Genomic DNA, 22,233 nt, shown 5'->3' on the forward strand with positions numbered 1-22,233 from the left:
CTTCAGCTGTCGGGACGGACGACGGGTTGCCCGGGCCCGTTCGGCGCGTTGGCGGTGAGGTGATCGGGAACGCGCTGGGCGACCAGCACGAACAGCAGCCCCGCGGTCAGCGTGTCGCTCGCGCGGCCGGCGAAGAACTCGGTCCAGGTCCCGCCGGCCGGCGTACCGGTGTCGAGCGTGATCTCGGCAGCCCGCCCGAGCGGTGCGGTGGGGACCCCCGTGATCGCCACGGTCAACGCGCTGCGGGCCTTCGACCGCTTGACGAACTCCAGCATGGTGTTGTCGTGTCCCGAGCGCGTCACGATCAGCGCGACGTCGCCCTCGTCGAGCAGCCCGGCGCCGATCTCCGAGGACTGCGGACCGTCGAAGAACCACACCGGGATCCCGATCCGCAGCAGCCGGATGTACAGCTCGCGCGCCGGGATCGCGTCGCCCCACTCGCCGTAGATGTGCGTACGCCGAGCGGCCGCGATCGCGTCCGCGACCCGGGTCGCCGCCTCCAGGTCGATCGCGGCCAACGCGTTCCGCAACGCGTTCGCCTGCGTCGACGCGAGCACGTTCAGCACCTGCTCGGGCGGGTCTGCCGGGCCGATCGCCGACCCGATGTCACTCGCCCAGCCGGCCTCGACCCCGCGACCGATCTCCATCGCCAGGGCCGCACGCAGCGCCGGGTACCCGGCGTACCCGAGATGCGTCGACAGCCGGGTGACCGCCGACGCCGAGGTGTGTGCGGCCTCGGCCAGCTTCGTGATCGAACCGCGCGAGACCTCGTCCGGGTTCGCCAGGATCTGGTCGGCGACGCGCCGGAGCGAACCGCTCAGCTCCGGCAGCGCCCGCTTGACCAACTCGACAGGGCTCGGGGGGCAGGCTCTCACTTGGCCAGTCCGAGATCGGTGAGCTGCTGCTGTGCCCCCTCGACGTACTTGCCGTAGCCGAACTTGTTCGTCAGGTCGCTGACGAAGGCGTCGTACTGCGAGAGCGGCTTCTTCCCGCTGATGAACTGGACCAGCTGCTCGTTGGAGTACCGGTCGGCGTCGACCTGGTTGTAGCCGTCCGGGTTGACCACCAGGCTCTGGTACGTGTCCATCAGTGGCTGCTTGGCGGCGAAGTCGATGTACTTCTTCTGCGCCGCGAACTTGATCCCGAGGTACTCGCCCTCGTCCCGCCCGGTGAGCTGGTAGAGCCAGAACCAGCCGCCGTCGGTCGCCAGCTTCGGCGTCGCCTTCACCTTGCCGTCGGCAACCGTGTAGTGCGTGCCCTCGATACCGTAGGACACCAGCCGGTTGCCGGCCTCGCCGGAGATGTACTCGACGAACTTCATGATGTTCTTCAGCTTCGCCTCGTCCTTGCCCACCTTGGCCGGGATCGCGTAGATCGACGCGAAGTTCTCGTCGTACGGCATCGCCCCCGGACCGGCCGGACCGGCCAGCGGCGGCAGCTGGATCCACTGTGCGCCCGGCTGCGCCTTCTTCGCCGACGCGGTGAACTCGGGCTTGGTCATCTGCGGCCAGCTCTGGCAGAGGATCCCGGCCTTGCCCTGCATGGCACGCTCCTGAGCCTGTGCAAGCGTGCTACTGAGAAAGTCGGGGTCCACCACCTTCGCGCGGACCAGCCCGGCGACGTACTCCAGAGCGGTCTTGGTGTCCGGATCCTGGTAGCCGTTGACGATCTTGCCGTCCTCGACGTACTCCGCGCCGGGGCCGCCGGTGCCGAACCCGCCCCACAGCGGCGCCCATGGATCGGCGTCCTTGCCGCCGGTGATCCCGTAGGTGTCGGGCTTCCCGTTGCCGTCCGGGTCCTTGCTGGTGAAGGCGGTCGCGACCGCGAACAGGTCGTCGGTCGTCTTCGGTACGGCGAGCCCCAGCTTGTCCAGCCAGTCCTTGCGGATCCAGTACGTGCTGTACGCGTACTGCGGGCGCTTCACCACGCCGTACGTCTTGCCGTCCAGGATCGCCGCCTTCATCTGATCCTTGCCGACGAACGACGTGTACTGCTTCAGATCCGTGTCCAGGTACTTCGTCAGGTCGAGCACCAGGCCCTGCTTGACGAACTGCTGCAGCCTCGAGCGGTCCACCTGGAACAGGTCCGGCGCATCCCCGCCGGCCAGCGACGCCGACAGCTGGGCGTAGTAGTCGTCGCTCGAACCGACAGCGTTCAGCTTGACGTCCAGGCCGAGCTCCTTCTTCAGCGCCTGCCCGATGACGTCGTCCTTCGGCGGCACCGCACCGAAGCTGACCTCGCTGATCGCGAGTTCGGTGTCCCCCGCTCCGTCGGCGCCCTCTCCCGACGAGCAGGCCGTGAGCAGCAACGCGCTGCCGAGAGCAACCGCAACAACACTTCTGTACATCTCTACTCCTAGTTGATTCAGCCCTTCACGGAGCCGAGCAGAACGCCCTTCTGGAAGTGCTTCTGCACGAACGGATAGACGGCGATCATCGGGATCGCCGCGACAACGACCGCGGCCATCTGCACGGTCACCAACGGCAGGACGGCGTCGGCGTTCTCGGTCGCCTGCGAGCGCGCCAGCAGGTTGCGCACCACCACCTGCAGCGGCAGCAGATCCTGGTCGCGGACATAGAGGATCGCCTGGAAGAACTCGTTCCAGTGCGAGACGCCGTAGAACAGGCCGAGCGTGAGCATCACCGGCACCGAGAGCGGCAGGAGGACCTGCACCAGGATCCGCAGCTCGCCCGCCCCGTCGATCCGGGCCGCGTCGATCAGCTCCTCGGGGATACCTTCGAAGAACGTCTTCATGATCAGCACGTTGAACACCGACACGGCACCCGGCACGATCATCGCCCAGACGGTGTCGAGCAGACCGGTCGCCTTGACGATCAGGTACGTCGGGATCATCCCGGCGCCGAACACCGTCGTGAACAACGCGATCAGGAGCACCGCGCTGCGTCCCGGCAGGTCCTTGCGGGACAGCGGGTAGGCCATCAACGTGGTCAGCAGCATGTTCAGCGCGGTGCCGACGACCGTGATGAAGACCGTGACCGACAACGCCCGCGGGATCGCCGGATCGGACAGCAGCTCACGGTAGGCGTCGAACGTGACCGATCGCGGGATCACGATGTAGCCGCCGTTGCGGAGCACCTCGCCGTACGGCGTGATCGAGGCGGCGACCACGAACAGCAGCGGGAAGACGCAGACGACCGCCACGACGATCAGCGCGAGGTACACGATGCCGTTGGCGATGCGGTCCTCGCGACTGCTGATGCGAGTCGTGCTGCGGGTGCCGGCGCGGGGCTTGATCCTGGTCCTGACGAGTGTCACCACAGTTGACCGTCCCAGCGTTTGGCGATCCGGTTGGCGGCCAGGATCAGCACCAGCCCGATGACCGACTTGAACAGGCCGGCGGCCGCCGCCAGCGAGAAGTTGAGGTTCTCCAGGCCGGTGCGGAACACCCAGGTGTCGAGGATGTCGGCGACCGGATACACCTGCAGGTTGTAGAAGATGTAGACCTGCTCGAACCCCGCCTCCAGCACATGGCCGAGGCGCAGCACCAGCAGCAGGATGATGACGTTGCGGATCCCCGGCAGCGTGATGTGCCAGATCTGCCGCAGCCGGTTCGCACCGTCCACCCGGGCGACCTCGTACCGGGACGGATCGATGCCGACCATGGCGGCCAGGTAGATGATCGCGCCCCAGCCCATGTCCTTCCACACCTCGGTCCCGACCAGCACCGACCGGAACCAGTCCGTCGAGGTCAGGAACCCGACCGTGTGACCCGTCAGTTGCTCGAGCCAACGATTCACCAGGCCGGTGCTCTCGGACAGGAACGCGCCGGTGATGCCGAAGATGATCACCCAGGACAGGAAGTGCGGCATGTAGCTGAGCGTCTGCACCCAGCGCCGCATCCAGGTCAGCCGGCACTCGTTCAGCAACAACGCCAGCACCAGCGGCAGCGCCGTACCCCAGACGATCTTGTAGATCGAGAGCAGGAACGTGTTGCGCAGCAGCTGACCGAAGTACGGCGAACCGAAGAGCTCACTGAAGTGGCCGTACCACGGGTGCACCCAGGGGCTGGCGACGATGCCCTCACCCAGCGAGTAGTCCTTGAACGCGACCACGATCCCGTACATCGGCGCGTACTTGTAGACCGCGAGATACACCAGCGCCGGCACCAGCATCACATACAGAACCCAGTACCGCCGGGCCCGCATCACGGGGCGCACCACCGCTGAACCGACGACACCAGCAGGGCCGTCACCAGCAACGGCGCCGCCGGGAACACGACCGTCAACGCTGCCGCGAATCCCAGCAGACCAAGGGTTTTCACGGTGGCGGCCGGTTTGCCGACTGCGAGCTGGACGGACGCCTTGAGGATCTGCGGCAGCGACATCTCGTAGCCGACCATGAGTGTGAACGCGTACGCCGCGATCACCGCCACCAGCGCGGCGGCGACGACCGTGCCCGTCGGCAGGAACAGCACCAGGAACAGGAACTGCAGCACGAACGCGTGCCGGAAGTTCTCCCGGAAGTACCGCAGGAACGACCGTGCCAGCGGCGGCTCCAGGCCCCGGTTCCACTCCCGGACGACCCCGAAGACCGCCGCGGTGGCCGGGCCGGCGGTGACCACCGGCACGCACGCAAGCAGCCACAGCACGTTGAGTGCGACGACGCGGGCGAACCGGTCGGCGGCGGTATAGGCCCGGGACGCGAGCACTCCCCCAGGCGATCTCGACCTCACACGCACGCTCCTCTCATCCGGTAGATCGCGGAAAAGATTAGCGAGAGAGGTCGGTCTTGCCTAGCTTTCGTGCAAATGTTTTTCAGTCACGCCCGCCTACCGCCCGGCCAGCTCGGCCGCGACCGGCGCGAGCAGGTCGGCGAAGTCGGCGCCGATCACGAAGTACGAGAAGCCGATCTCCTCGCGCCGCCGCTGGATTTCCTCCGCCGCTGCGGCGGGGTCACTCGGCAGGATGACGAGCGAGTCGGCCGCGCGGAGCGCCCCGGTGTCGAGGTTGGGCGCCGCCATGAACGGAGCGGCACGGTCACCGACGGCGGCGACGTGCTGGGCCAGTTCCATGTCCCCGCGGCCGGCGAAGTCGCGGACGCGTTTCGTGGTCTCGGCCCGATCGTCGTCCGTTGCGAGGACGAACGTGACCGCGTCGGCGACCTCGAGCGCCAGCGCCTGCGACTTCGGCCCGCTCACCGCCATGACCACCGGCGTGTGCAGATCGGGGCCGTCGAACCTCCGCAGGGTCTCCACGGTCTCCCGCATCCTGGCACGACGCTCGGCCGGGGAGACGGCGGGCTGCCCCAACTCGACTTCGATCCCGGGCCGGCCGGCTCCGATACCCATCTCGAAGCGGCCTTCGGTGAGCACCGAGAGTGAGTGGGCTTCCCACGCCGTGCTCCATGACTCGCGCAGCGCGGCGGCGTACACCCACGAGCCGATCCGCAGGTCAGTGAGCGCGGCCGCGGTCGCCAGCGTAGGACCAAGCGTCGGCTGCCACGTGGGCACGTCGGGCATCAGCAGCGTTGAGTAACCATGGTCGGCGATCCGCCGGATGCGGTCCCGCCAGGCCCGCAGGTCAGGACCGACCGGGGCAACGACCCCGAAGCGGAATGGTCTGGTGGCGCGCGTGGCCCGGTCGGGCATCGTGGTTCTCCTTGACTCTGGGGGCCGTCTTTCGGTCCCTTTGCCCTCTCCACGAACCAGCTACCCGGAATCCGACAGCTGTCAGGCTCGGGCGTTCGGGTACGTGACGGCTCGCAGGACCTTCGCCGGGGCGCCGGCCGCGACGGAGTACGGCGGGATGTCCTGCGTGACGACGCTGTTGGCGCCGATCACGCATCTCTCGCCGATTGTCACGCCGCTCGTGACGACCACGTTCGCGCCCAGCCAGACGTTGTCGCCGATCCGCGTCGGCCCCTTGGAGTCGAACCCCTGCCACGGCACCGGCCGGTCCGGATCGTCGTACCGATGATTGGCATCCGTCACGAAGCACCCGTTCGCCAGCATGCAGTGCGACCCGATCTCCACCAGGTCGAGGGCCGCGACCATCACCGCGATGTTGAGGAACGTCCCCTCCCCGATCCGCACCCGCCCCTCGTCGCCCATCGTGATCCACACATTGGGCTCGAACAGCGTGTTGGCCCCGACCTCGAGCCGCCCGTCCCGCAAGGCTTCCAGCACGTTCCCGTGCACCGGCCACCGCGCGAACGCCCCACGCCGCATCAGCTCCCAGTGGATGCGCCCCCGGTTCCACGGCAACGAACTCCGCTGGTACCAACGCCACTTCTGCACCCAAGCCGTCAGCTGCCCACGAAGCTCCTCCACACCCGCCAGGCTACGCGGCAACAGCTTTAGGACAGTGCCGGTCGGGCCCCGCGACTACACGCCGGTCGAGGTCATCGGTGCGAGGCCGAGTGAAGCGAGTACTGCGGCCCCGCGCTCGGCGTGCTCGCCGCCTGCCAGCACCAGAGTGCGCGCGGCCTGATAGTGGCAGCCGGCAACGTCGAACGCGTCTGCGGCGGCGAGCAGAGCCTCCTGCTCGCCGTCGAGAAGGGCTGCGGCTCGCGCGACCATGGCTCCGGCGACCGGATTGCCGGTCACGATAATCCGAGCCTCAGCCAGACGGTCGCGGGCCTCGGGCGTCCCGGCCAGGACGGCGACCTCGGCACGCAGCGCGACGTACCAGTGGTGCCAGATCCAGGTGACCCACTTCCATACTTCCTGCGGCGCGGGAGACATCCGCTCCAGCGCCTCCGGCAGTTGCCCGTGGTGCAGCAGGAGCATGGTGTCGAAGACCGCCCCGTAGCCGTGCGCATGCTCGGGCAGCGGGCCGAGCTCATCCACCACCTGGTTCCATTCCTGCCGCGCGTCGTCGTCGCCACGGAGGCCATGCGTCATCGCCACAGCGGCGACGGCCGGGCCGAGCGACGACCGAGCGGGGCGACCGGCCCGTCGCCACGCGTCGAGGAATCGAACGCTCCCGTTGAGCAGTTGCTCGACGTTGCCCGCGAACGCGTCCGCGACCAGAAGCCAGCTGGTGGCGCGGTGGCCGACCTCGGCGAGCAGTGGATGGTCGGCGAGTTGTCCTGCCCACCGGCGAGCCGCCGGCAGGTCGCCGGTGCCCAGACTGGCTTCAGCCGCTTCGGCGAGCGCCTCGAGCAGCTCGTGGGTGGCGGCCGGAGTCTTCGGCATGGACGACAACAACGTGATCCGGCGCTGGGTCGTGGCGGCCGCGGCGAACGGGTCACCTGCCCAGCTCAGGGCACCGGTCAGGACATCCAGCGCGACGGACTCGTCGAGCGGATCGCCGGTCCGATGCGTCAGGTCCACCGCTCGCTCGGCGCGGGCGACCGTGTCCGTGACGGACGCACCGGGGTGCCCTTGGGCAGTGCTGATCGCGCTGTTGAGCAGCTGGCCGGCCTCGGCCACCGCTACCGTGGCCCGCGCCGCAGGATCGTCGCCGGCCAGGTCCCGTGCACGGGCGACGAGCGCGTCTGTCTCCTCCACGGACAGCTTCCGTACGAACTTGGTCGAGAACCGGTACGCGGTCGTGGCGATCGCCGCGAGATCCCGGGCGGCGCCCGCGCTGTCACCCGCCCTGGAGGCGGCTTCCGCGGCCTCGCCGTACAGGCGATACACGTCGTCGCCGCGCATTCGGCACCCAGCCACCGCCGCGGCCTGGCGCAGTGCCGATGCAGCCGACTCCGGGTCCTCGGCCAGTGCCGCTGCCTGCTCGTAGCGCTGCTGGGATTCGCCGATCAGGTTGCGGGTGAAGGTCAGCTCGGCGAGCGTGCCGGCGACCCGGTAGGCGTCGGTGCGCTGCTCCGGTTGCTGCGCGGCCCACGCCAGCGCGGCGCGAAGATCGTCGGCAATCGCGTCGAACCCGGCCCGCCACTCAGGACGGACAACCTCCAGCCCGGTGGCCTGTGCCAGGCACCAGTGAAGGTGCCGGGATCGCGTGTCGACCAGTTCGCCGGCCTCGACCAGTTGCTCGGTCGCGTACTCGCGGATCGTCTCCAGCGCGCGGTACGCCGTACCGCCTGGGGACGTCGTGACCACCAGCAGGCTCTGCTCGGCCAGCCGGGCGAGACCTTCGGCGACCAGGAACTCCTCGGTCCCGGTCACCTTCGCCGCCGCCGCGGCCGTGAACGGCGACATGAACACCGACGCCCGGCGCAGCAATGCTTTGTCGGTCGGGTCCAGCAGGGCGTGGCTCCAGTCCAGTGCGGCTCGCACCGAACGGTGCCGCTGGTCGGCACGGAAGCCGCCGGTGAGCATCCGGAGCGGGTGGGACAAGGCAGCGGTGACGCCATCGAGCCCGAGCGAGTGGTACCGCGCAGCGGCCAGCTCGATGGCGAGCGCCATACCGTCCAATCGCTCACAGATGGAGACGATCTGGTCACGCGCCGTCGGATCCAGCGGCGAGCCGGCCGCTGCGGCCCGGGCCAGGAACAGCGCGACCGCGTCCGACTGACCGTCGACGGGCAGCGACAGCGGCGGGACCTGGTACACCCGCTCGAACGGCACCATCAACCGGGCCCGGCTCGTCGCCAGCACCGTCACGCGAGGGCAGGACGCCAGCAGCCGCTCGACGAACAGCGCCACTCCGTCGAGGGCTTGCTCGCAGTTGTCCAGCACCAGCAAGGACTGCCGATCGGCCAGCGCGGCAGTCACCGACTCCGTCATGTCCCGGCCGGGCTGCTCCCCGAGGCCGAGGGCACCGGCGACCGCCGTCGCGATCATGCACGGATCCGTGACCGGAACGAGGTCGACGAACCACACTCCGTCGCCGTACCGGCCGGATGTTTCGGCGGCCACCGACAGGGCGAGCCGCGTCTTGCCCACACCTCCCGGCCCGACCGCGGTCACCTCCCGGTGGGTCTCGAGCAGCTCGGCCAGCTCGGCCTGCTCGGTGACCCGGCCGACGAAGGGCGTCAACGGGGCCGGCAGCACCGGTACCGGCTGGACTGGAGCGTCGTCACCGGCCGGCTCGGGGGCCCGCTGGGCGAGCGCACGGCGGTCGGGCACCTCCAGCTTGCGCAGCAGTGAGGAAACGTGGCTCTCCACGGTGCGCACCGAGATGTACAGCCTGGCCGCGATCTCGGCGTTGCTGAGCCGGGCGCCGACCAGTTCCAGTACCTCGGCTTCCCGAAGCGAGATGTCCACCGTTGCTGTCACCGCCCCATCTTGCCTCATCGGTGCCACCGGTCCGTGCCCTGATCCGTGGCCCTGATCCGTGGCCCTGATCCGTGGCCCTGATCCGTGGCACTGATCCGTGGTGGGGATCCGTGGTGGGGATCCGTGGTGGGGATCCGTGCTCAGCACGGATGTGGTGCGGCGGGGCCGGCGGAAAGACTGTGACCACGACAGCGGGTCGATGGGACCCACGACCAGAGGAGTGACCGTGACCAGCGCTTCCACCCACGGCATCAAGACCGTGCTGCACCCCGTGACCGACCTGGCCAAGGCCAAGGCCGTCTACGCGGCCCTGCTCGGCATGCCGCCGCAGACCGACTCGCAGTACTACGTCGGCTTCGAGGCCGAGGGCCAGCACATCGGCCTGGTTCCGGGCGGCGGACCGCAGGGCATGGTCTCGCCGGTGGCCTACTGGCACGTGCCTGACATCGAGGCGAAGCTGGCCGATCTGACCGCGGCCGGGGCCACCGTGAAGGAGGCCGCGCACGAGGTCGGCGCCGGCCGGCTGGTGGCCACCGTCATCGACCCTGACGGCAACGTCCTCGGGCTCCTGCAGGACCGCTGAGCGCCACCGCTCGCGAGCACGACACCTCATCCCGTTTCTCGATCACAAAGGATCTGCCATGACCACCTTCGACTCCGTCATCCTGGAAGTGTCCGACCCGACCGCCGCCGCGGCCTTCTACCGGGCCGCCGGCCTGGACAGCTACGTGAGCGTCCGGGGCACGGACGCGCCGACCACCGGCTTCCGCGGTTTCGCTCTGTCGCCCGTGACGTCCCAGCCGGGCAACGTCGACGCGATCATCGACGCCGCCGTCGGCGCCGGCGCGACGGTCCTGAAGCCGGCCACGAAGAGCTTCTGGGGGTACGGCGGCGTCATCCAGGCCCCGGACGGCACCGTCATCAAGGTCGCGACCTCGCAGAAGAAGGACACCGCCCCGGCCTCCCGCACCATCGACCAGGTCGCACTCCTGCTCGGCGTGGCCGACGTCAAGGCCAGCAAGCGGTTCTACGTCGGCAAGGGCCTGGCGGTGGCGAAGAGCTTCGGCGGGAAGTACGTCGAGTTCGACACCCCGTCGTCGGCCGTCACGCTCGCCCTCTACCCGCGGCGCGCCCTCGCCAAGGACACCGGCGTCGCCCAGGAAGGCACCGGATCGCACCGCATCGTGCTCAACGGTGAGGCCGGCCCCCTCACCGACCCCGACCAGTTCGTCTGGGAAACCGCGACCGCCTGAACCGCACAGCATCCACGAAGGAGAACTCCGCCATGAGCAGCGTCACCACCGGTAAGTACGAGGGATTCACGGCCGAAGAGCGGGCCGCGATGAAGGACCACGCCCGGGAGCAGAAGAACGCGGCACGCCGCAGCTCCCGCGCGGACAAGGCCGCCGAAGCGGTCCGGGACGTGCTCGCGAAGATCGCCGAGATGCAGGACTCGGATCGCCTCCTCGCCGAACGGGTCCACGCCGTCATCACGTCCAGCGCTCCTGCGCTCGCGCCGAAGCTCTGGTACGGAATGCCCGCGTACGCGCTCGACGGCAAGATCGTCTGCTACTTCCAGAGCGCCGAGAAGTTCAAGGCGCGCTACGCGACCCTCGGCTTCAGCGACCAGGCCAACCTCGACCAGGACACCATGTGGCCGACCACATTCGCCCTGACCCAGCTAACGCCCGCGGTAGAAGCCCACATCAGCACCCTGACGAAACAGGCCGTCCGCTGAGCCCTTGGTCATCCGCGCCGGCGCGTCACCACGAAGGTCCAGCGCGCCGACGGATCACCGACCACGCTGATCAGGTCACCGCCCACGACCTGCCGGCGGATCTGCGCAAGCCCGCAAGGAATCTGTACGTCCGCGCCGAACTCTCCCTTGAGCCCGACTCGACCTCCGCTGCACCGCGCGTACAGCACGAGCTCCGGAGCTGCGGGGAGAGCGACCGGCGCCCGGCTGTCTCCGGCCCCCGACCGGATCGTCAGAACGGTCTCTTCCGCAGGAATGTGAACGACGGTGTCAGGCACACCGACAGCTCGTCCCGGAAACGGATCAGGACTGGCTGCATAGCGGCGCTGGTCACCGCTGGTGTAGGTGTGCGGTTCGTTGTCAGACGACGATGCACAGGCGGTCGTCAGCAGCGCCGTACCGGCCGCGACTCCGACAACCCGCCCGACTGGGGTGAACGTAGGTACCAACTCCTGTGAATCCGGCGCGCCCTTCGAACGCACGCTGAGCGACGGAAACGGAAGCTTGTTGCCTGGAACAACTCATCGCAGAACTCCTTTCGCTCAGCACAGAAGACCCCAGCCACAACAACGGATCCTCCGTTCACACCAACGTCAGCAGTGCCCCGACGACAAGCACGCCCAGCCCGCCGATCGCCCAAGCCATCCGTCGTCGTCTGGCGTGAGTCACGGTGCGCTGGAGTTGCTCGAACTCCGCGCGCCGATCCAGGTCCAGAAGGGTTTCCGGCCCCTGTTGCCAGGTCGTTCGGAGTCCGATGATCGACCCGATCTGCGCCACCTGCCCGGGGTCGAGGAACTCCTTCCGCTTCTTCAGCCAGCGCACCAGCTTCCGCGCCTCCAGCACCTCAACGCCCGGAGGCCGTTGCTTGACGACCAACCGTTCCGGATCCAGCACCGCGACAACCCCTCGGACCGGCACCGGCCACCCGAGAATCTCGCCGAGCAGCTTGGCCACCCGGCTCGCCTCGAACTCGCTCTTCCGGACGTGATCACAGCGGTGCCCGGCAACCACGACATGGCGATCCATGACCCAGACCCGCTGGCCGGAGTGGTTCTTCGTGTTCACGGTGAACACGCCGGACGACCCGACGACCAGATGGTCGATGTCAGAACCACGGCGCCCAACCGGTACCGCATGCATGACCACCCACCGCGGCCCAAGCTTCGACAACATCCGCCCAACCGCGATCTCCGCCAACGCACCCCGGTACCAAGCCATCCCCTGCTCGGTCAGCGGCGCAACACCCATCAACCGCCCGAGCCGCCCACGAGACCGCAGCAGACCCGGCTGCGAGAACAGCACGCCAATCACAGCGTGACCAGGACCTCGCCCACGCAACGTCAGAACCTCTTGGCCCACATCTGGTTCCATAGTCCAACTCCCCCCGACCACCACATCGCCCAGACGGCCCTACCCGTTACGTCCTCCTCAGACTGGCAACGTGGCCCCCTGGCGAGCGAGCCGCAGCCTGCCGCCCGCTCCAATGGTTCGGCTATTGTCGGGCGCCATGAGTGCGTGGAACGTTGGCCCGAGGCAACAATCAGGCGCATCCGATGCGCGGCGGCGGGGCGGTGTCGCGGGGGTGGTCGCTGGGGTGGTCCTGCTGGGCGTGGCGCTGCTCGTCCTGGTGCTCCCGTTCGGCCTGTTTCTTCTCGGGGGCGGTGGCGACGGCGAGGCGTTCAGCGCGATGCTGCGAGGGTTCCTGATCGTCGCCGCGGTGATCGGCGTGCTGGGCCTGGCCGCACTGACGTTCGGCATCGTCGCAGTCAGCTCGTCCCGCCGAGGCGCAGCTCAGTAGGTACGCTCAGGCGTCGCTCGGGCCGACCTCCCAACCAGTTCGCTGCGCCCAGGCGTCCGCGCGCCGAATCGTCTGCCAGAACCAGGGCACCTTCGCGTCGGTGTAGCCGGCACGGTCGCCTCCATACTTTTCGGCCAGCTCGCGTTTCAGTTGCTCGTACTGGGTGAGCTCCTCAGGATGCTCGCGCAGGTAGTCCCGCAGCAACAACGGGAACTGCTCGGAGAAGCTGCCTGCTTTGCGGACATGGATGTGCGTACGCCGCTCGCCCGGTGATTCCCGGAAGTACCGTTTCGTCCGCTCGGCGTTTCCCGGGCGATACACGAATCCCAGCCGTTCCAGCGGTCGGCGGAACAGCTCGACCGGCTCGAGTGCCGCCACCGAGATCTGGATGTCGATCACCGGCTTCGCCGCCAGTTCAGGCACCGCAGTCGACCCGATGTGGTCGATGCGCAGGGCGACCTCCCCCAAGGCATCTCGCAGCCGCACCCCAAGCTCGCCGAAGCGCCGACGCCAAGCAGGATCGTACGGCTCGATCCGGATCACGCGCCCCCTCATCTCTACGATGACTCCCTCCGAAGCAAACGCTCCGATCATCTTCCATCGCTCACCGGGTGACGGCGAAGGTGCCGTGGGCGCCGCGTTCGGCGTCGATCATCTGGTGAGAGACGAAGGGATAGCGTCCCGGTTCGGTGAAGGTCAGTTCGACGAAACCGCCCTGGCTGGGGGCCAGCGCAAGCGACTGACTGCCTCCCGTCGCGGTATCGCGCAGGGTCCAGGCACCCTCGAGGTACGTGGTGTCGAATTGGCTGCCGACCACGTGGAACGCGGAGGTGCGATTGGGACCGGCGTCGAGCACCCACACCCGGACACGTTCACCTACCCGCGCCCGAAGCGGCTGCTGGTCGTACTGGTTGGCATATCCGTTGAAGACCACGAGGTCGGGATGTTCGGCCAGGAGTTTGTCCGTGTCGACCTCACCGCCGTCGGCGCCGAGATAAAGCTCGGATTGCAGCAGCACGTAGCTCTGGTCGACCGGCGCGAGATCTGGCGGGTCGATGACGACCGCGCCGAACAGCCCGTTGGCGATGTGGGCGGACATCGGCATCGTGGAGCAGTGGTACATCCAGATACCCGCGCGGGTGGCGGTGAATCGGTAGACCAGGCGACCCCCGGGTGGAATGGTCCGCATCACCTGGTCAGGAGCGCGCGATCCGGCGTGGAAGTCGATCGAGTGACCCATCTCGGACTCGTTGACCAGGGTGATCTCGAACTGGTCTCCGATCCGGCCGTGCAGGGTCGGTCCTGGCACCGAACCGTCGTACGTCCAGAGCTTCTGCGTCACGCCCGGCGCGACCTCACGTTCGACCTCGCGGATGTGCAAGGTACGGCGGTGGACGCGGCCCGGCTCGAGTACAGGAAGGTGTGGGTCGTGGGCAGTGAACCCGGCAGCGGGCGACCTGGCGAGATCGACGGCGGAGTGGTGATGGGCAGTAGCATCACCGGACGCCGCCGCAGATTCGCCGCCGACGGCGACGATCGACAGCGTCATACCCATCTGCCGGTGACCGATCACCGAGCACCAACCGGCGACGTCACGACCGACTGTGCCGACGTCCATTCGCGCGGAGGCTCCCGGCCGAAGTCGCCCGCTGTCCTGGCCGTTGTCGAGGACAAGGTCGTGGACGTCCTCGGTGTCGGCGTTGGTGAGTTCGATGACGAGACGGTCGCCTGACGGAACACTGATGGTAGCCGGATGAAATCGCATGTCGGACGCCGTGACTTTGGCGACCGTGGTCCGTCCGGTCGCGGTCACGCCGGCCGCCGCCGACTCCCCACGGATCGCGCCGGCGTCGACCTCGCCGACGATCACTCCGGCAGCCACGGCGGTCATCACGACGGCCAATCCCACGACGCTTGCCCGTCGCAGGCGGTTCGGACGATCCGGCACCGGTCTCGGTCCCGCGCCACCACGCTTGACCCTGTGGGAGGCCCGGATGGCGAGCACGAGCAGCGGAAGAAACGACGCGAAGGCCGCCAGCACGACACCGGCACACATCACCCGGACAGCGGCCGGAACCGGGAACGCGCAGACGACAAGAGCGCCGTTCGCCGCGACCGCCCGCAGTCCGCCCGCGCGATCGAGCATCACGCTCGCCGCCCGAACCGCGCTCGGACCACCACCCAGGGCCACCGGAATCAAGTACGCGAGGGCCCCGATCAGCAGCTGTGCGCCGAACCCGGCCGCGAGCAACGGTGTGAACCAGGTGAAGCGCGCGTCGACCTGGCTCCAGGTGCTCGCCGTACTCAACGCGACAACGAGGGCCGCCAGACAACCGACGAACCAGACGAGCGCCGCGACCAGGGAGTACGCCGAGAAGTCTCGCGGTGGGCGCGAGCGAGCCGCCGTCACGAATGCTCTCGCCAGCAGGCCCACGCCCGCGAGGTACAGCAGATAACCGGCGATCGTCAGCAGCCGCACATCGATCAATGCACCAGCAGCCGCCGACAGCACAGCGACCAACAGCACCGGGAGTGCGCGACGCGCGGAGCTCTCGGCGCCTGACGCGATCCTCGTCCGCAAGATCGTCGGCCACAACGTCACCAGCGTGCCGAGGGCAGTCAGCCCGATCCAGCCCAACAGGTTGATCGATGCATGCGCGACCAGCAATCGCACGTGCCACGGATCGGCCTGCACCCTCGCCAGCACGACACCGATCGTGACGCCGACAGGCAGCAACGCCGCGGCCGCGACGTAGTACCGAACCGTCACCGCGAACCGCCCCGGCAGCGCCGTACGCAACTGCATCACCAGGCGCGTTCCGTGCCATCCGACGGCCACGATCACGGCGGCGGCCCCGGCCACCGTGACGAACCAGTGGTCAGCCACGACCCCTGTGACGACGCAGAGAACACCGACATTCAAGAGCAACAGCCTCAGGCTCCGCTCTCGGCGCTCGACCGGTCCGGTCGGCGCGCGCAGCAACGCGTCGGCGAAATGGCGACTCCACACGAGGATCGAATGACTGACCGCGCCGAGCAGCACCAGATGGATGAGCAGCCACCGCGGCGCCGGCACCATCGGATGCAGCAACGCGACGACCACCGTGGCGAACAGCCAGAAGACCACGGGAAGGTCGCGCAACGGCCAGAACCCGCGGCCGGAGCGCCGGTTCATGCGCCCGGCCCCTCGATGGGCGGTACCACGAGCCTGCACGCACCGGGCTCGGCGAACGGCACCAGCCGGGCGCCGGTGGGATCGCCGCCGTACTCCTCGAGGGCACCGCGCACGATGCCCAGGTGCACCGCGCACACCACCTCGGGATAACGGTGGGCGGCCTCGAGCAGCGGGCATTCGGTGAGCCGCACCTGGTCCGGGGAGCCGCCGCCTTCGGGCTCGAAGCCGAGCTCGTCCAGCAGGCCGATCACCTGCCGGCGCGCTGTTGTCGGCACAGTCGGCGCGGCACCACGATCCCTGGCCAACTCATGGCCCCACTCCTCACCTGCTGCCGCCGCGATCTCTGCGGGCCGCTCGCTGGTACGGGCGATGGCTGCCGCGAGTGCGGCGGCCAATCCGCCGTACTCCGAAGCCGTGGACTCGTTGTCGGTCGCCTCGTACAGCCACGCCGGTCGCCCGCGGCCCGACGATTCCGCGCGCAGCCGACGGACGAGGCCTCGCCTGCGCAGGCCGTCGAGGTGCTCCCGAACGGTGTTTGCGTGCAGTCCGCTCGCCTCGACCAGCGCCGCCTGGCTGAGCGGTTCGGTCTGACCCTTCAGCAGGTCGAGCACGGCGGCCCGCGCCGGCGACAGCCGCCGGGGCGGCCGCACGGCGCTGCGCGGGCCCCACTCGGAATCAGCAGACTGCCTATTTTCCACGGAGCTAACTATAGTATAAATTCGGTAGTCAGTGGGGCTTGAGGAGGTCGAACATGAACGACGTGACCATCGCGTCGAGCGAGGCAGAGGTGCACGCCGGCGAAGCCGTCGAGCGGCATCACTCCGAGCTGGCCGGCGCGCTCGCGCGACAGGTGGAGGCGCTGTCCGCAGCCGCGGCCGCCCGCCGGTGGCAGGCTGCCGACACGGCTCGCCTCGGCCTGGTCGAGTGGTGCCGCACCGAACTGGTGCCGCATGCTCTGGCCGAGGAACGAACCCTGTACGCCGAGGCAGCCCGACGCGAAGACCTGCGTCTTCTCGTCGAAGCGATGGTGGCCGAGCACGAGGTGATCGTCGGCCTGGTCGATACCTTGGCCACCACCACAGACGCCCCCAGAGCCGCCGAACTCGCCCGCGCGCTCAGCGTGTTGTTCGGTGCACACCTGGCCAAGGAGAACGAGCAGGTCCTCCCGATCCTGATGGCGGCGCCGGACGTGTCGGTCGCGCAACTGCTCGCGGGGATGCACGAACTGATCGGCGAGGAAGCTCATTCGCACCCGGGCCCCAAAGCACCGGCGGACGAGAACAACCACGCCTGCGCCTGCGGTGACGCCGACGGTCCAGTTCTGGAGCTCGACAGCAGCGCTATTCCGCACGCCGTTCGGCACGGGGCGATCTTCGGCGCCCTCGACGCCCTTCGCCCCGGAAGTTGCCTCGTCCTGACCGCGTCACACGACCCGCTGCCGCTGCTCGCCCAACTCGAACAGCGCGTTCCCGGGAGATTCTCGGTGGAGTACGTCGCCCAAGGCCCCGACGTGTGGCGTCTCGCATTCAAGCCCACTGACCAGCCGCGGTAGACACCGGAGCCGGGCCGAGGCCGCACGACCCGGTTTCAGTGCGCCGGCGTCGGTGTTTCGTCCGCCTCGGCGTGTGCACGCTCGACTGTCTCCCAGCCCTCCGCGCCGAGCGTGACGACGCTGACCGGGAAGATCCCGAGGTTCTCGCGGTCGATGTGCAGCGAGAGGTCGGCGAGCAGAGCTTTGACGCGCTGCTCGAAGTCCGGCGCGGCGGCGTCGAGTTGGTCGAAGATCTCGTCGAAGGCGCGGTGGTCGGCCTCGAGCCGTCGTACCTCGTCGGCGAAGTCGCCCTGCTCCTCGAGCGCCGCGAACACACCACGCTCCTCGCGCCGCGCATGCGGGACGAGCCGCGCACCGAGCAGGGCGAGCGCCCCCGCCGCGGTCGCCCGGTCGCCGGCCAGCAGTGAGCGCTTGATCTGCCCCGACAGCTCCAGCATCTCCAGGTGCTCGTCCATCAATCGGGCGATCGGTTCGATCTCACGGCAGCCACAGTGTTCGCACATGCCGTCGAGGCTAGGTCAGTCCACCACCCCGTCCCCAGGACCTTAGGTCCCGTTCCGACCCGCCTGAGGTCCTGTTCGCGTTCGCCTGGATCGGGAACGTCTCACCGGTTCATCGAGCCGGGGTGACGGCAGGTCGCTTGCAGCGCGAGGACGGCGCCGCGGACGGCGGCGGTGATCGGCGCCGGTGCAGGTCTGACCTTCGCGCCGAGCTGTTGTGCGAGTTTGTAGATGAGCTCGGGACGAAGGGCGCCGCCGCCGGTGAGCAGGATCCCGCGGTCGAGGGCGTCGACCACCTGTGGTCCGCAGTCGTCGTCGAGCATCGGGATCGTCGCGGTCGCGATCGCCCGGACCAGATCCCCTGGTGACACGCCGGATCCCAGATCGTCGAGCCCCAACGCCGTACGGTGTCCACGGCTGACCTGGCCCGCCTCGATGAGAGCCACCTCCGTCAGCTGTGCTCCCATGTCGACGACCAGCAGAGCCCTGGTGAGATCGGCTCGTGCGCCGAGCGCGGCCGCCTTCACACCGTCGATGGTCAGCAAGCGCCGCGGACCGAGGATCTCGAGCAGATCGCGGCGATGGACGTCGCCGCTACCGACCGGTGTCGTCACCATGACGACGGAGTCCCGGTGGGCGCGGACCGGGACCAACCCGTCGAGCAAGGACGCGATCGCCGCCACGTCGACGATCGCGCCCCGACGTACGAGAACAGTCCGGTCGCCCCCGGCCGTCCGAACCTCGACCGGGCCGCGCCGGTCCGGGGCCCACAGCTTCACGCGGGCGCTGCCGAGGTCCACCGCGACGCCGTGGAGCGGTGGTCCGCCCGACCCGGTGCCTCGGCGTCGCATCATGCTCGTCGTCCGCTCGGCTCGCATCATCCCTGTTCCCGCAGGCGGTGGCATTCTGCGCAGTACAACGTCTGCGGGCAGATGCGCAAACGCGCGAGGCCGACGGCTTCGCGGCAATGGCAGCACCGTCCGTAGTGCCCGGTCTCCATCCGGGCGAGTGCCGCCTCGACATCAGCCAGAACGATCCTCGCTCCCGCGGCAAGACAGTCCTGCACCTCGACCAATGCGGAGCGGAGTCGCGCCGGACTTCCGGGAGGCGGCGCCTGGCGGATCCGCCGCAACTGCTCGCGGCGAAACGCACGCTGTTCCAGCAGGCTCGACCGCAGCACCGCAAGGTCACGTCCGGCAATTCCGGCGTTGACAACTGGTGCGACTCGTCCCGCCATTGCGCTCGGTTCCTCTCAGCTGCCCGCATCGAGGGCGAGCTGCTGGCAGCGCACGCAGTACCGCACGTACGGCAGGATCTCGAGTCGTTCGACCGGGATCCGGACCTTGCAGTCCTGACAGTCTCCGTACGAGCCGTTCTTGGCACGCTCCACCGCGGCGTCGATCTCGCCGAGGACCAGGCGGATCGCCTTCGTCTGCGCCGTCATCAGTTCCTCGTTGGCGTTCGGCCGGTCGGCCTCCATGGCCGTGAGCTGTGCCAGCCGGGTGTTGCGCTCGCGCTGCAACCGGCGCAGAGGCTCGTGCATCCGACGCTCGTCGGCATCCTCCGCCCGGGTGGTGATCCGGTGTGTCGTCATGGCCCCAGAGTCGCCCGTGGAACGTCGCCGGCCAATCGGGACCAGCACCCATCTTTCGCGGGCCGCGCGCACATGGGGGTCAGTCCCGATGGACACGTCCGGACACGCCGCCAATGCTGGACAGGTGGGCAGGACGGCGGTACATCGCACCTTCGACGAGACGTACTCGGCGCACCGATCGGCGACACCCGAGACAATGGACGGTGTCGCACTCGAGGAAGGGATGCCGGCGATGTCGTTGTTCTGGCGGATCTTCGCCCTCAACGCTGTGGTTCTCGGCGCGGCTACGGCGTTGCTGCTGTGGGCTCCCGTGACCGTGTCGGTCCCGGTGCTCTTCACCGAAGCCGTCGTCCTGATCGGCGGACTGGTCGTGATGCTCGTCGCGAATGCGGCCCTGCTGCGCATCGGCCTCGCGCCGCTCGTGCGTCTGAGCCGTCAGATGTCGACGGTCGACCTGCTACGTCCGGAGGACCGATTGGCGGTCCGCGGCCATGGCGGGGTCGCCGACCTCCTTCGCGCCTTCAACGCCATGCTCGATCGTCTGGAGGCCGAACGGGCGACGAGTGCCGCGCGGGCGTTGTCCGCCCAGGAGTCCGAGCGCCGAAGAGTGGCCCGCGAACTGCACGACGAAGTCGGGCAGAGCATGACCGCCGTGCTCCTCGACCTGAAGCGGGCTGCTGATCTTGCAGATGACCAAGCCCTGCGGGACGAGCTGACCCAGGCACAGGAAACCACCCGTGAAAGCCTCGACGAGGTACGTCGCCTTGCGCGCCGGCTGCGGCCCGGCGTTTTGGACGATCTCGGCCTGGTCAGTGCGCTGACGGCTTTGGCGACAGAGATCTCCGACCACACCGGCCTGCGGATCACGCACCACTTCGGCAACAACCTGCCGGCCATGGACGACCAGACGGAGCTCGTGCTCTATCGCGTCACGCAGGAAGGTCTCACCAACGTCGCCCGGCACGCCGCCGCGTCCGCGGTCGCTCTGACCTTGGACACGCGCGACGGTCACGTCGTACTGCGGATCAAGGACGACGGCCGTGGCATCGGCTTCGCGCACGAGGGCGCCGGAATGCGCGGGATGCGTGAGCGGGCGCTGCTCATCGGCGCGAACCTCGTGATCACCGACGGACACTCAGGAGGTACTGAGGTCACGCTGACGGTGCCCAGGCCCGGAGGCGCAGCGTGACACCGGAACCGACACGGATCCTGCTGGCCGACGACCACGCGCTGGTACGCCGCGGTGTACGCCTGATCCTGGACGCCGAGCCCGATCTGAAGGTCGTGGCGGAGGTCTCCGACGGACACGAGGCGGTCGCGGTGGCCCGCAGTCAGCCGATCGATCTGGCGATCCTCGACATCGCGATGCCTCGCATGACCGGGCTGCAAGCAGCCAGGGAACTCGCGGCGGTCCGGCCGGACGTGCGCGTGCTGATGCTGACGATGTACGACAACGAGCAATACTTCTTCCAGGCTCTCAAGGCCGGAGCGTCGGGCTACGTGCTCAAATCCGTCCTGGACCGTGATCTCATCGAGGCATGCCGCGCCGCGATGCGCGGCGAACCCTTCCTGTACGCGGGCGCTGTCACCAGACTCGTCCGCAGCTACCTGGACCGCGTCCGGCAAGGCATCGATCTGCCCGCCCAGATCCTCACCGCCCGCGAGGAGGAGGTTCTCAAACTGGTGGCCGAGGGCAACTCGTCGAAGGAGATCGCCGAGATCCTGACGATCAGCATCAAGACCGTCGAGCGCCACCGCTCGAACATGCTCCAGAAACTCGGCCTCCGCGACCGCCTCGACCTCACCCGCTACGCCATCCGAGCCGGCCTCCTCGAACCGTGACTCCAGGCCGCGATGCGCGCTGACCCGGGCTCTTGCGACCGCTCCGTTGAACAGGAGCAGATTCACTGGTCTGTATCGTGGAGGAGATCGTTCCAGTCGATGCGGGCGCTGCTGGTGGCGCTGTCCCCGAGAACGAACCTGCTGGGATCCCCCGCGGCCCTGGGGCCCGATGCCAACCAGGCGGCCATCCCCAGAGCGTTGCGGCGCTCGATCTCGTCCAGATAGGCCCGTCGCTCCTCGACGACCCTCAGTCGTTGCGCTGGTGACTCGGTACGTCGGAGTGCCGAGTAGCTGGCTCGCCAGGCCAGGCAGAGCGCCTCGTTGCTGAGGGACGCCAGCTCCTCGGGCTCCAACCGCCACTCGGCATCGACCGGTGTGATCCGCAGCGGGGAGGGCTCGCGAGGATGCTGAGCGGAATCCGGCAGCGGAGGACGCGCTGCGGGTTCGGAAAGATGACCATGCTCGCGGAGCCAGTGAACACAGCGCGTGGCGACGTACGGCGATAGGCCCGCCGTTGTCGCCACCAGGAGCACCGCGGCCGGAGCTCCGAGCAAAGTACCCAGACCGACGAATGCGACGACACCGGCACCCGTGAGGATGGCGCTGCGGGCAACGATTCGCCGGAGGTTCCGGGGAAGCCGTGTGCCGTCTTCAGGGTTCAGGGCAACCAACGCGACGGCCCAGCCGCTGAGGACCGCGCACACGAAGATCGTCATGATCACGGCCAGCGACCAGGTGAACGCCACGATCAGACCGAGTACGCCGATGCTGCCGCACACGACCAGCCAACCGGCACGGTAGATCCTCATCGCGGACTCACCCTTCCGGCCTCGACCACGGCCTGCTGCAGGACAGCGGATGACAAGTTCACAGG

At 68.6% G+C, this 22,233-nt stretch carries 24 protein-coding genes; 7 read left to right on the forward strand and 17 right to left on the reverse strand.

Annotated elements, in window-relative coordinates:
• Positions 1-2: 2 nt before the first annotated feature.
• The 8 genes from AB0L64_RS09210 to AB0L64_RS09245 form a co-directional block, all read right to left on the reverse strand.
• Positions 3-875, reverse strand: a complete 873-nt coding sequence (locus AB0L64_RS09210; protein WP_363709410.1) for a MurR/RpiR family transcriptional regulator — start codon at positions 873-875, stop codon at positions 3-5.
• A complete protein-coding gene (locus AB0L64_RS09215) occupies positions 872-2,347 on the reverse strand; it encodes an extracellular solute-binding protein (protein ID WP_363709412.1) in 1,476 nt (491 codons plus the stop codon). The genes AB0L64_RS09210 and AB0L64_RS09215 overlap by 4 nt, the downstream gene beginning before the upstream one ends.
• A 17-nt stretch (positions 2,348-2,364) precedes the next feature.
• Positions 2,365-3,276, reverse strand: a complete 912-nt coding sequence (locus AB0L64_RS09220; protein ID WP_363709414.1) for a carbohydrate ABC transporter permease — start codon at positions 3,274-3,276, stop codon at positions 2,365-2,367.
• Complete coding sequence (locus AB0L64_RS09225; RefSeq protein WP_363709416.1) at positions 3,273-4,181, reverse strand: ABC transporter permease subunit; 909 nt, start codon at positions 4,179-4,181, stop codon at positions 3,273-3,275. The genes AB0L64_RS09220 and AB0L64_RS09225 overlap by 4 nt, the downstream gene beginning before the upstream one ends.
• Positions 4,166-4,693, reverse strand: a complete 528-nt coding sequence (locus tag AB0L64_RS09230) for a YesL family protein (protein ID WP_363709417.1) — start codon at positions 4,691-4,693, stop codon at positions 4,166-4,168. Before AB0L64_RS09230 ends, AB0L64_RS09225 begins: the two co-directional genes overlap by 16 nt.
• A 96-nt stretch (positions 4,694-4,789) precedes the next feature.
• The gene (locus AB0L64_RS09235; RefSeq protein ID WP_363709419.1) at positions 4,790-5,608 is read right to left on the reverse strand and encodes an LLM class flavin-dependent oxidoreductase; all 819 of its coding nucleotides are present in this window, start codon (positions 5,606-5,608) and stop codon (positions 4,790-4,792) included.
• Between the two features lie 81 nt (positions 5,609-5,689).
• A complete protein-coding gene (locus AB0L64_RS09240; RefSeq protein WP_363709421.1) occupies positions 5,690-6,289 on the reverse strand; it encodes an acyltransferase in 600 nt (199 codons plus the stop codon).
• Between the two features lie 54 nt (positions 6,290-6,343).
• Entirely contained in the window at positions 6,344-9,142 is a 2,799-nt protein-coding gene (locus AB0L64_RS09245) for a LuxR C-terminal-related transcriptional regulator (protein WP_363709423.1), read from the reverse strand.
• A gap of 226 nt (positions 9,143-9,368) precedes the next feature.
• On the opposite strand from AB0L64_RS09245, the gene AB0L64_RS09250 reads away from it, so the two are divergent.
• Genes AB0L64_RS09250 through AB0L64_RS09260 form a run of 3 tightly spaced genes read left to right on the forward strand, consistent with a single transcriptional unit; the run spans position 9,369 to position 10,880 of the window.
• Positions 9,369-9,725 (forward strand): VOC family protein, encoded by a 357-nt coding sequence (locus AB0L64_RS09250; RefSeq protein WP_359922940.1) that lies wholly within the window; start codon positions 9,369-9,371, stop codon positions 9,723-9,725.
• Between the two features lie 58 nt (positions 9,726-9,783).
• Positions 9,784-10,395 carry a glyoxalase gene (locus tag AB0L64_RS09255; protein WP_363709426.1) on the forward strand — a complete coding sequence of 204 codons (612 nt, stop codon included), beginning with the start codon at positions 9,784-9,786 and terminating at the stop codon, positions 10,393-10,395.
• Between the two features lie 32 nt (positions 10,396-10,427).
• Positions 10,428-10,880 (forward strand): DUF1801 domain-containing protein, encoded by a 453-nt coding sequence (locus AB0L64_RS09260; RefSeq protein WP_363709428.1) that lies wholly within the window; start codon positions 10,428-10,430, stop codon positions 10,878-10,880.
• 8 nt (positions 10,881-10,888) lie between these two features.
• On the opposite strand, the gene AB0L64_RS09265 is transcribed toward AB0L64_RS09260, so the two are convergent.
• Positions 10,889-11,176, reverse strand: a complete 288-nt coding sequence (locus tag AB0L64_RS09265; protein ID WP_363709430.1) for a hypothetical protein — start codon at positions 11,174-11,176, stop codon at positions 10,889-10,891.
• A gap of 304 nt (positions 11,177-11,480) precedes the next feature.
• Entirely contained in the window at positions 11,481-12,269 is a 789-nt protein-coding gene (locus AB0L64_RS09270) for a nuclease-related domain-containing protein (protein ID WP_363709432.1), read from the reverse strand.
• Between the two features lie 211 nt (positions 12,270-12,480).
• Between AB0L64_RS09270 and AB0L64_RS09275 the strand changes: the two genes are divergently transcribed.
• Complete coding sequence (locus AB0L64_RS09275; protein ID WP_363709433.1) at positions 12,481-12,696, forward strand: hypothetical protein; 216 nt, start codon at positions 12,481-12,483, stop codon at positions 12,694-12,696.
• A gap of 6 nt (positions 12,697-12,702) precedes the next feature.
• On the opposite strand, the gene AB0L64_RS09280 is transcribed toward AB0L64_RS09275, so the two are convergent.
• Genes AB0L64_RS09280 through AB0L64_RS09290 form a run of 3 tightly spaced genes read right to left on the reverse strand, consistent with a single transcriptional unit; the run spans position 12,703 to position 16,569 of the window.
• Entirely contained in the window at positions 12,703-13,290 is a 588-nt protein-coding gene (locus tag AB0L64_RS09280) for a GrpB family protein (RefSeq protein ID WP_363709435.1), read from the reverse strand.
• A gap of 10 nt (positions 13,291-13,300) precedes the next feature.
• On the reverse strand, positions 13,301-15,871 hold the full coding sequence (locus AB0L64_RS09285; RefSeq protein ID WP_363709438.1) for a multicopper oxidase domain-containing protein: 2,571 nt from the start codon (positions 15,869-15,871) through the stop codon (positions 13,301-13,303).
• Complete coding sequence (locus AB0L64_RS09290) at positions 15,868-16,569, reverse strand: helix-turn-helix domain-containing protein (protein WP_363709440.1); 702 nt, start codon at positions 16,567-16,569, stop codon at positions 15,868-15,870. The genes AB0L64_RS09285 and AB0L64_RS09290 overlap by 4 nt, the downstream gene beginning before the upstream one ends.
• Positions 16,570-16,622: 53 nt before the next feature.
• Here AB0L64_RS09290 and AB0L64_RS09295 point away from each other — a divergent pair, with 53 nt between their 5' ends.
• Entirely contained in the window at positions 16,623-17,423 is an 801-nt protein-coding gene (locus AB0L64_RS09295; RefSeq protein ID WP_363709442.1) for a DUF2249 domain-containing protein, read from the forward strand.
• A gap of 35 nt (positions 17,424-17,458) precedes the next feature.
• Here AB0L64_RS09295 and AB0L64_RS09300 read toward each other — a convergent pair whose 3' ends face one another.
• The 3 genes from AB0L64_RS09300 to AB0L64_RS09310 all read right to left on the reverse strand — a co-directional run bounded on the left by AB0L64_RS09300 (position 17,459) and on the right by AB0L64_RS09310 (position 19,517).
• Positions 17,459-17,926: a hemerythrin domain-containing protein gene (locus tag AB0L64_RS09300; protein WP_363709444.1), complete on the reverse strand. Its 468-nt coding sequence runs from the start codon at positions 17,924-17,926 to the stop codon at positions 17,459-17,461.
• A gap of 101 nt (positions 17,927-18,027) precedes the next feature.
• Positions 18,028-18,777, reverse strand: coding sequence for a rod shape-determining protein (locus AB0L64_RS09305; protein WP_363709446.1), 750 nt, complete (start codon positions 18,775-18,777; stop codon positions 18,028-18,030).
• Between the two features lie 398 nt (positions 18,778-19,175).
• On the reverse strand, positions 19,176-19,517 hold the full coding sequence (locus tag AB0L64_RS09310; protein ID WP_359922905.1) for a TraR/DksA C4-type zinc finger protein: 342 nt from the start codon (positions 19,515-19,517) through the stop codon (positions 19,176-19,178).
• 124 nt (positions 19,518-19,641) lie between these two features.
• Here AB0L64_RS09310 and AB0L64_RS09315 point away from each other — a divergent pair, with 124 nt between their 5' ends.
• On the forward strand, positions 19,642-20,706 hold the full coding sequence (locus AB0L64_RS09315; protein WP_363709448.1) for a sensor histidine kinase: 1,065 nt from the start codon (positions 19,642-19,644) through the stop codon (positions 20,704-20,706).
• A complete protein-coding gene (locus AB0L64_RS09320) occupies positions 20,703-21,359 on the forward strand; it encodes a response regulator transcription factor (RefSeq protein WP_359922900.1) in 657 nt (218 codons plus the stop codon). The genes AB0L64_RS09315 and AB0L64_RS09320 overlap by 4 nt, the downstream gene beginning before the upstream one ends.
• Before the next feature lie 62 nt (positions 21,360-21,421).
• Here AB0L64_RS09320 and AB0L64_RS09325 read toward each other — a convergent pair whose 3' ends face one another.
• On the reverse strand, positions 21,422-22,105 hold the full coding sequence (locus AB0L64_RS09325; RefSeq protein WP_363709451.1) for a hypothetical protein: 684 nt from the start codon (positions 22,103-22,105) through the stop codon (positions 21,422-21,424).
• Between the last annotated feature and the right edge of the window lie 128 nt (positions 22,106-22,233).

This window comes from Kribbella sp. NPDC051936, from assembly GCF_040680955.1.
In the GTDB taxonomy this organism is placed as follows: domain Bacteria; phylum Actinomycetota; class Actinomycetes; order Propionibacteriales; family Kribbellaceae; genus Kribbella.

Bases quoted from the DNA above. Each gene is read 5' to 3' on its own strand.
- AB0L64_RS09235 (WP_363709419.1), bottom strand. From the start codon at position 5,608: ATGCCCGACCGGGCCACGCGCGCCACCAGACCATTCCGCTTCGGGGTC.
- AB0L64_RS09215 (WP_363709412.1), bottom strand. From the start codon at position 2,347: ATGTACAGAAGTGTTGTTGCGGTTGCTCTCGGCAGCGCGTTGCTGCTC.
- AB0L64_RS09270 (WP_363709432.1), bottom strand. From the start codon at position 12,269: ATGGAACCAGATGTGGGCCAAGAGGTTCTGACGTTGCGTGGGCGAGGT.
- AB0L64_RS09305 (WP_363709446.1), bottom strand. From the start codon at position 18,777: ATGATGCGACGCCGAGGCACCGGGTCGGGCGGACCACCGCTCCACGGC.
- AB0L64_RS09285 (WP_363709438.1), bottom strand. From the start codon at position 15,871: ATGAACCGGCGCTCCGGCCGCGGGTTCTGGCCGTTGCGCGACCTTCCC.
- AB0L64_RS09300 (WP_363709444.1), bottom strand. From the start codon at position 17,926: ATGTGCGAACACTGTGGCTGCCGTGAGATCGAACCGATCGCCCGATTG.
- AB0L64_RS09310 (WP_359922905.1), bottom strand. From the start codon at position 19,517: ATGACGACACACCGGATCACCACCCGGGCGGAGGATGCCGACGAGCGT.
- AB0L64_RS09280 (WP_363709435.1), bottom strand. From the start codon at position 13,290: ATGATCGGAGCGTTTGCTTCGGAGGGAGTCATCGTAGAGATGAGGGGG.
- AB0L64_RS09260 (WP_363709428.1), top strand. From the start codon at position 10,428: ATGAGCAGCGTCACCACCGGTAAGTACGAGGGATTCACGGCCGAAGAG.
- AB0L64_RS09255 (WP_363709426.1), top strand. From the start codon at position 9,784: ATGACCACCTTCGACTCCGTCATCCTGGAAGTGTCCGACCCGACCGCC.
- AB0L64_RS09295 (WP_363709442.1), top strand. From the start codon at position 16,623: ATGAACGACGTGACCATCGCGTCGAGCGAGGCAGAGGTGCACGCCGGC.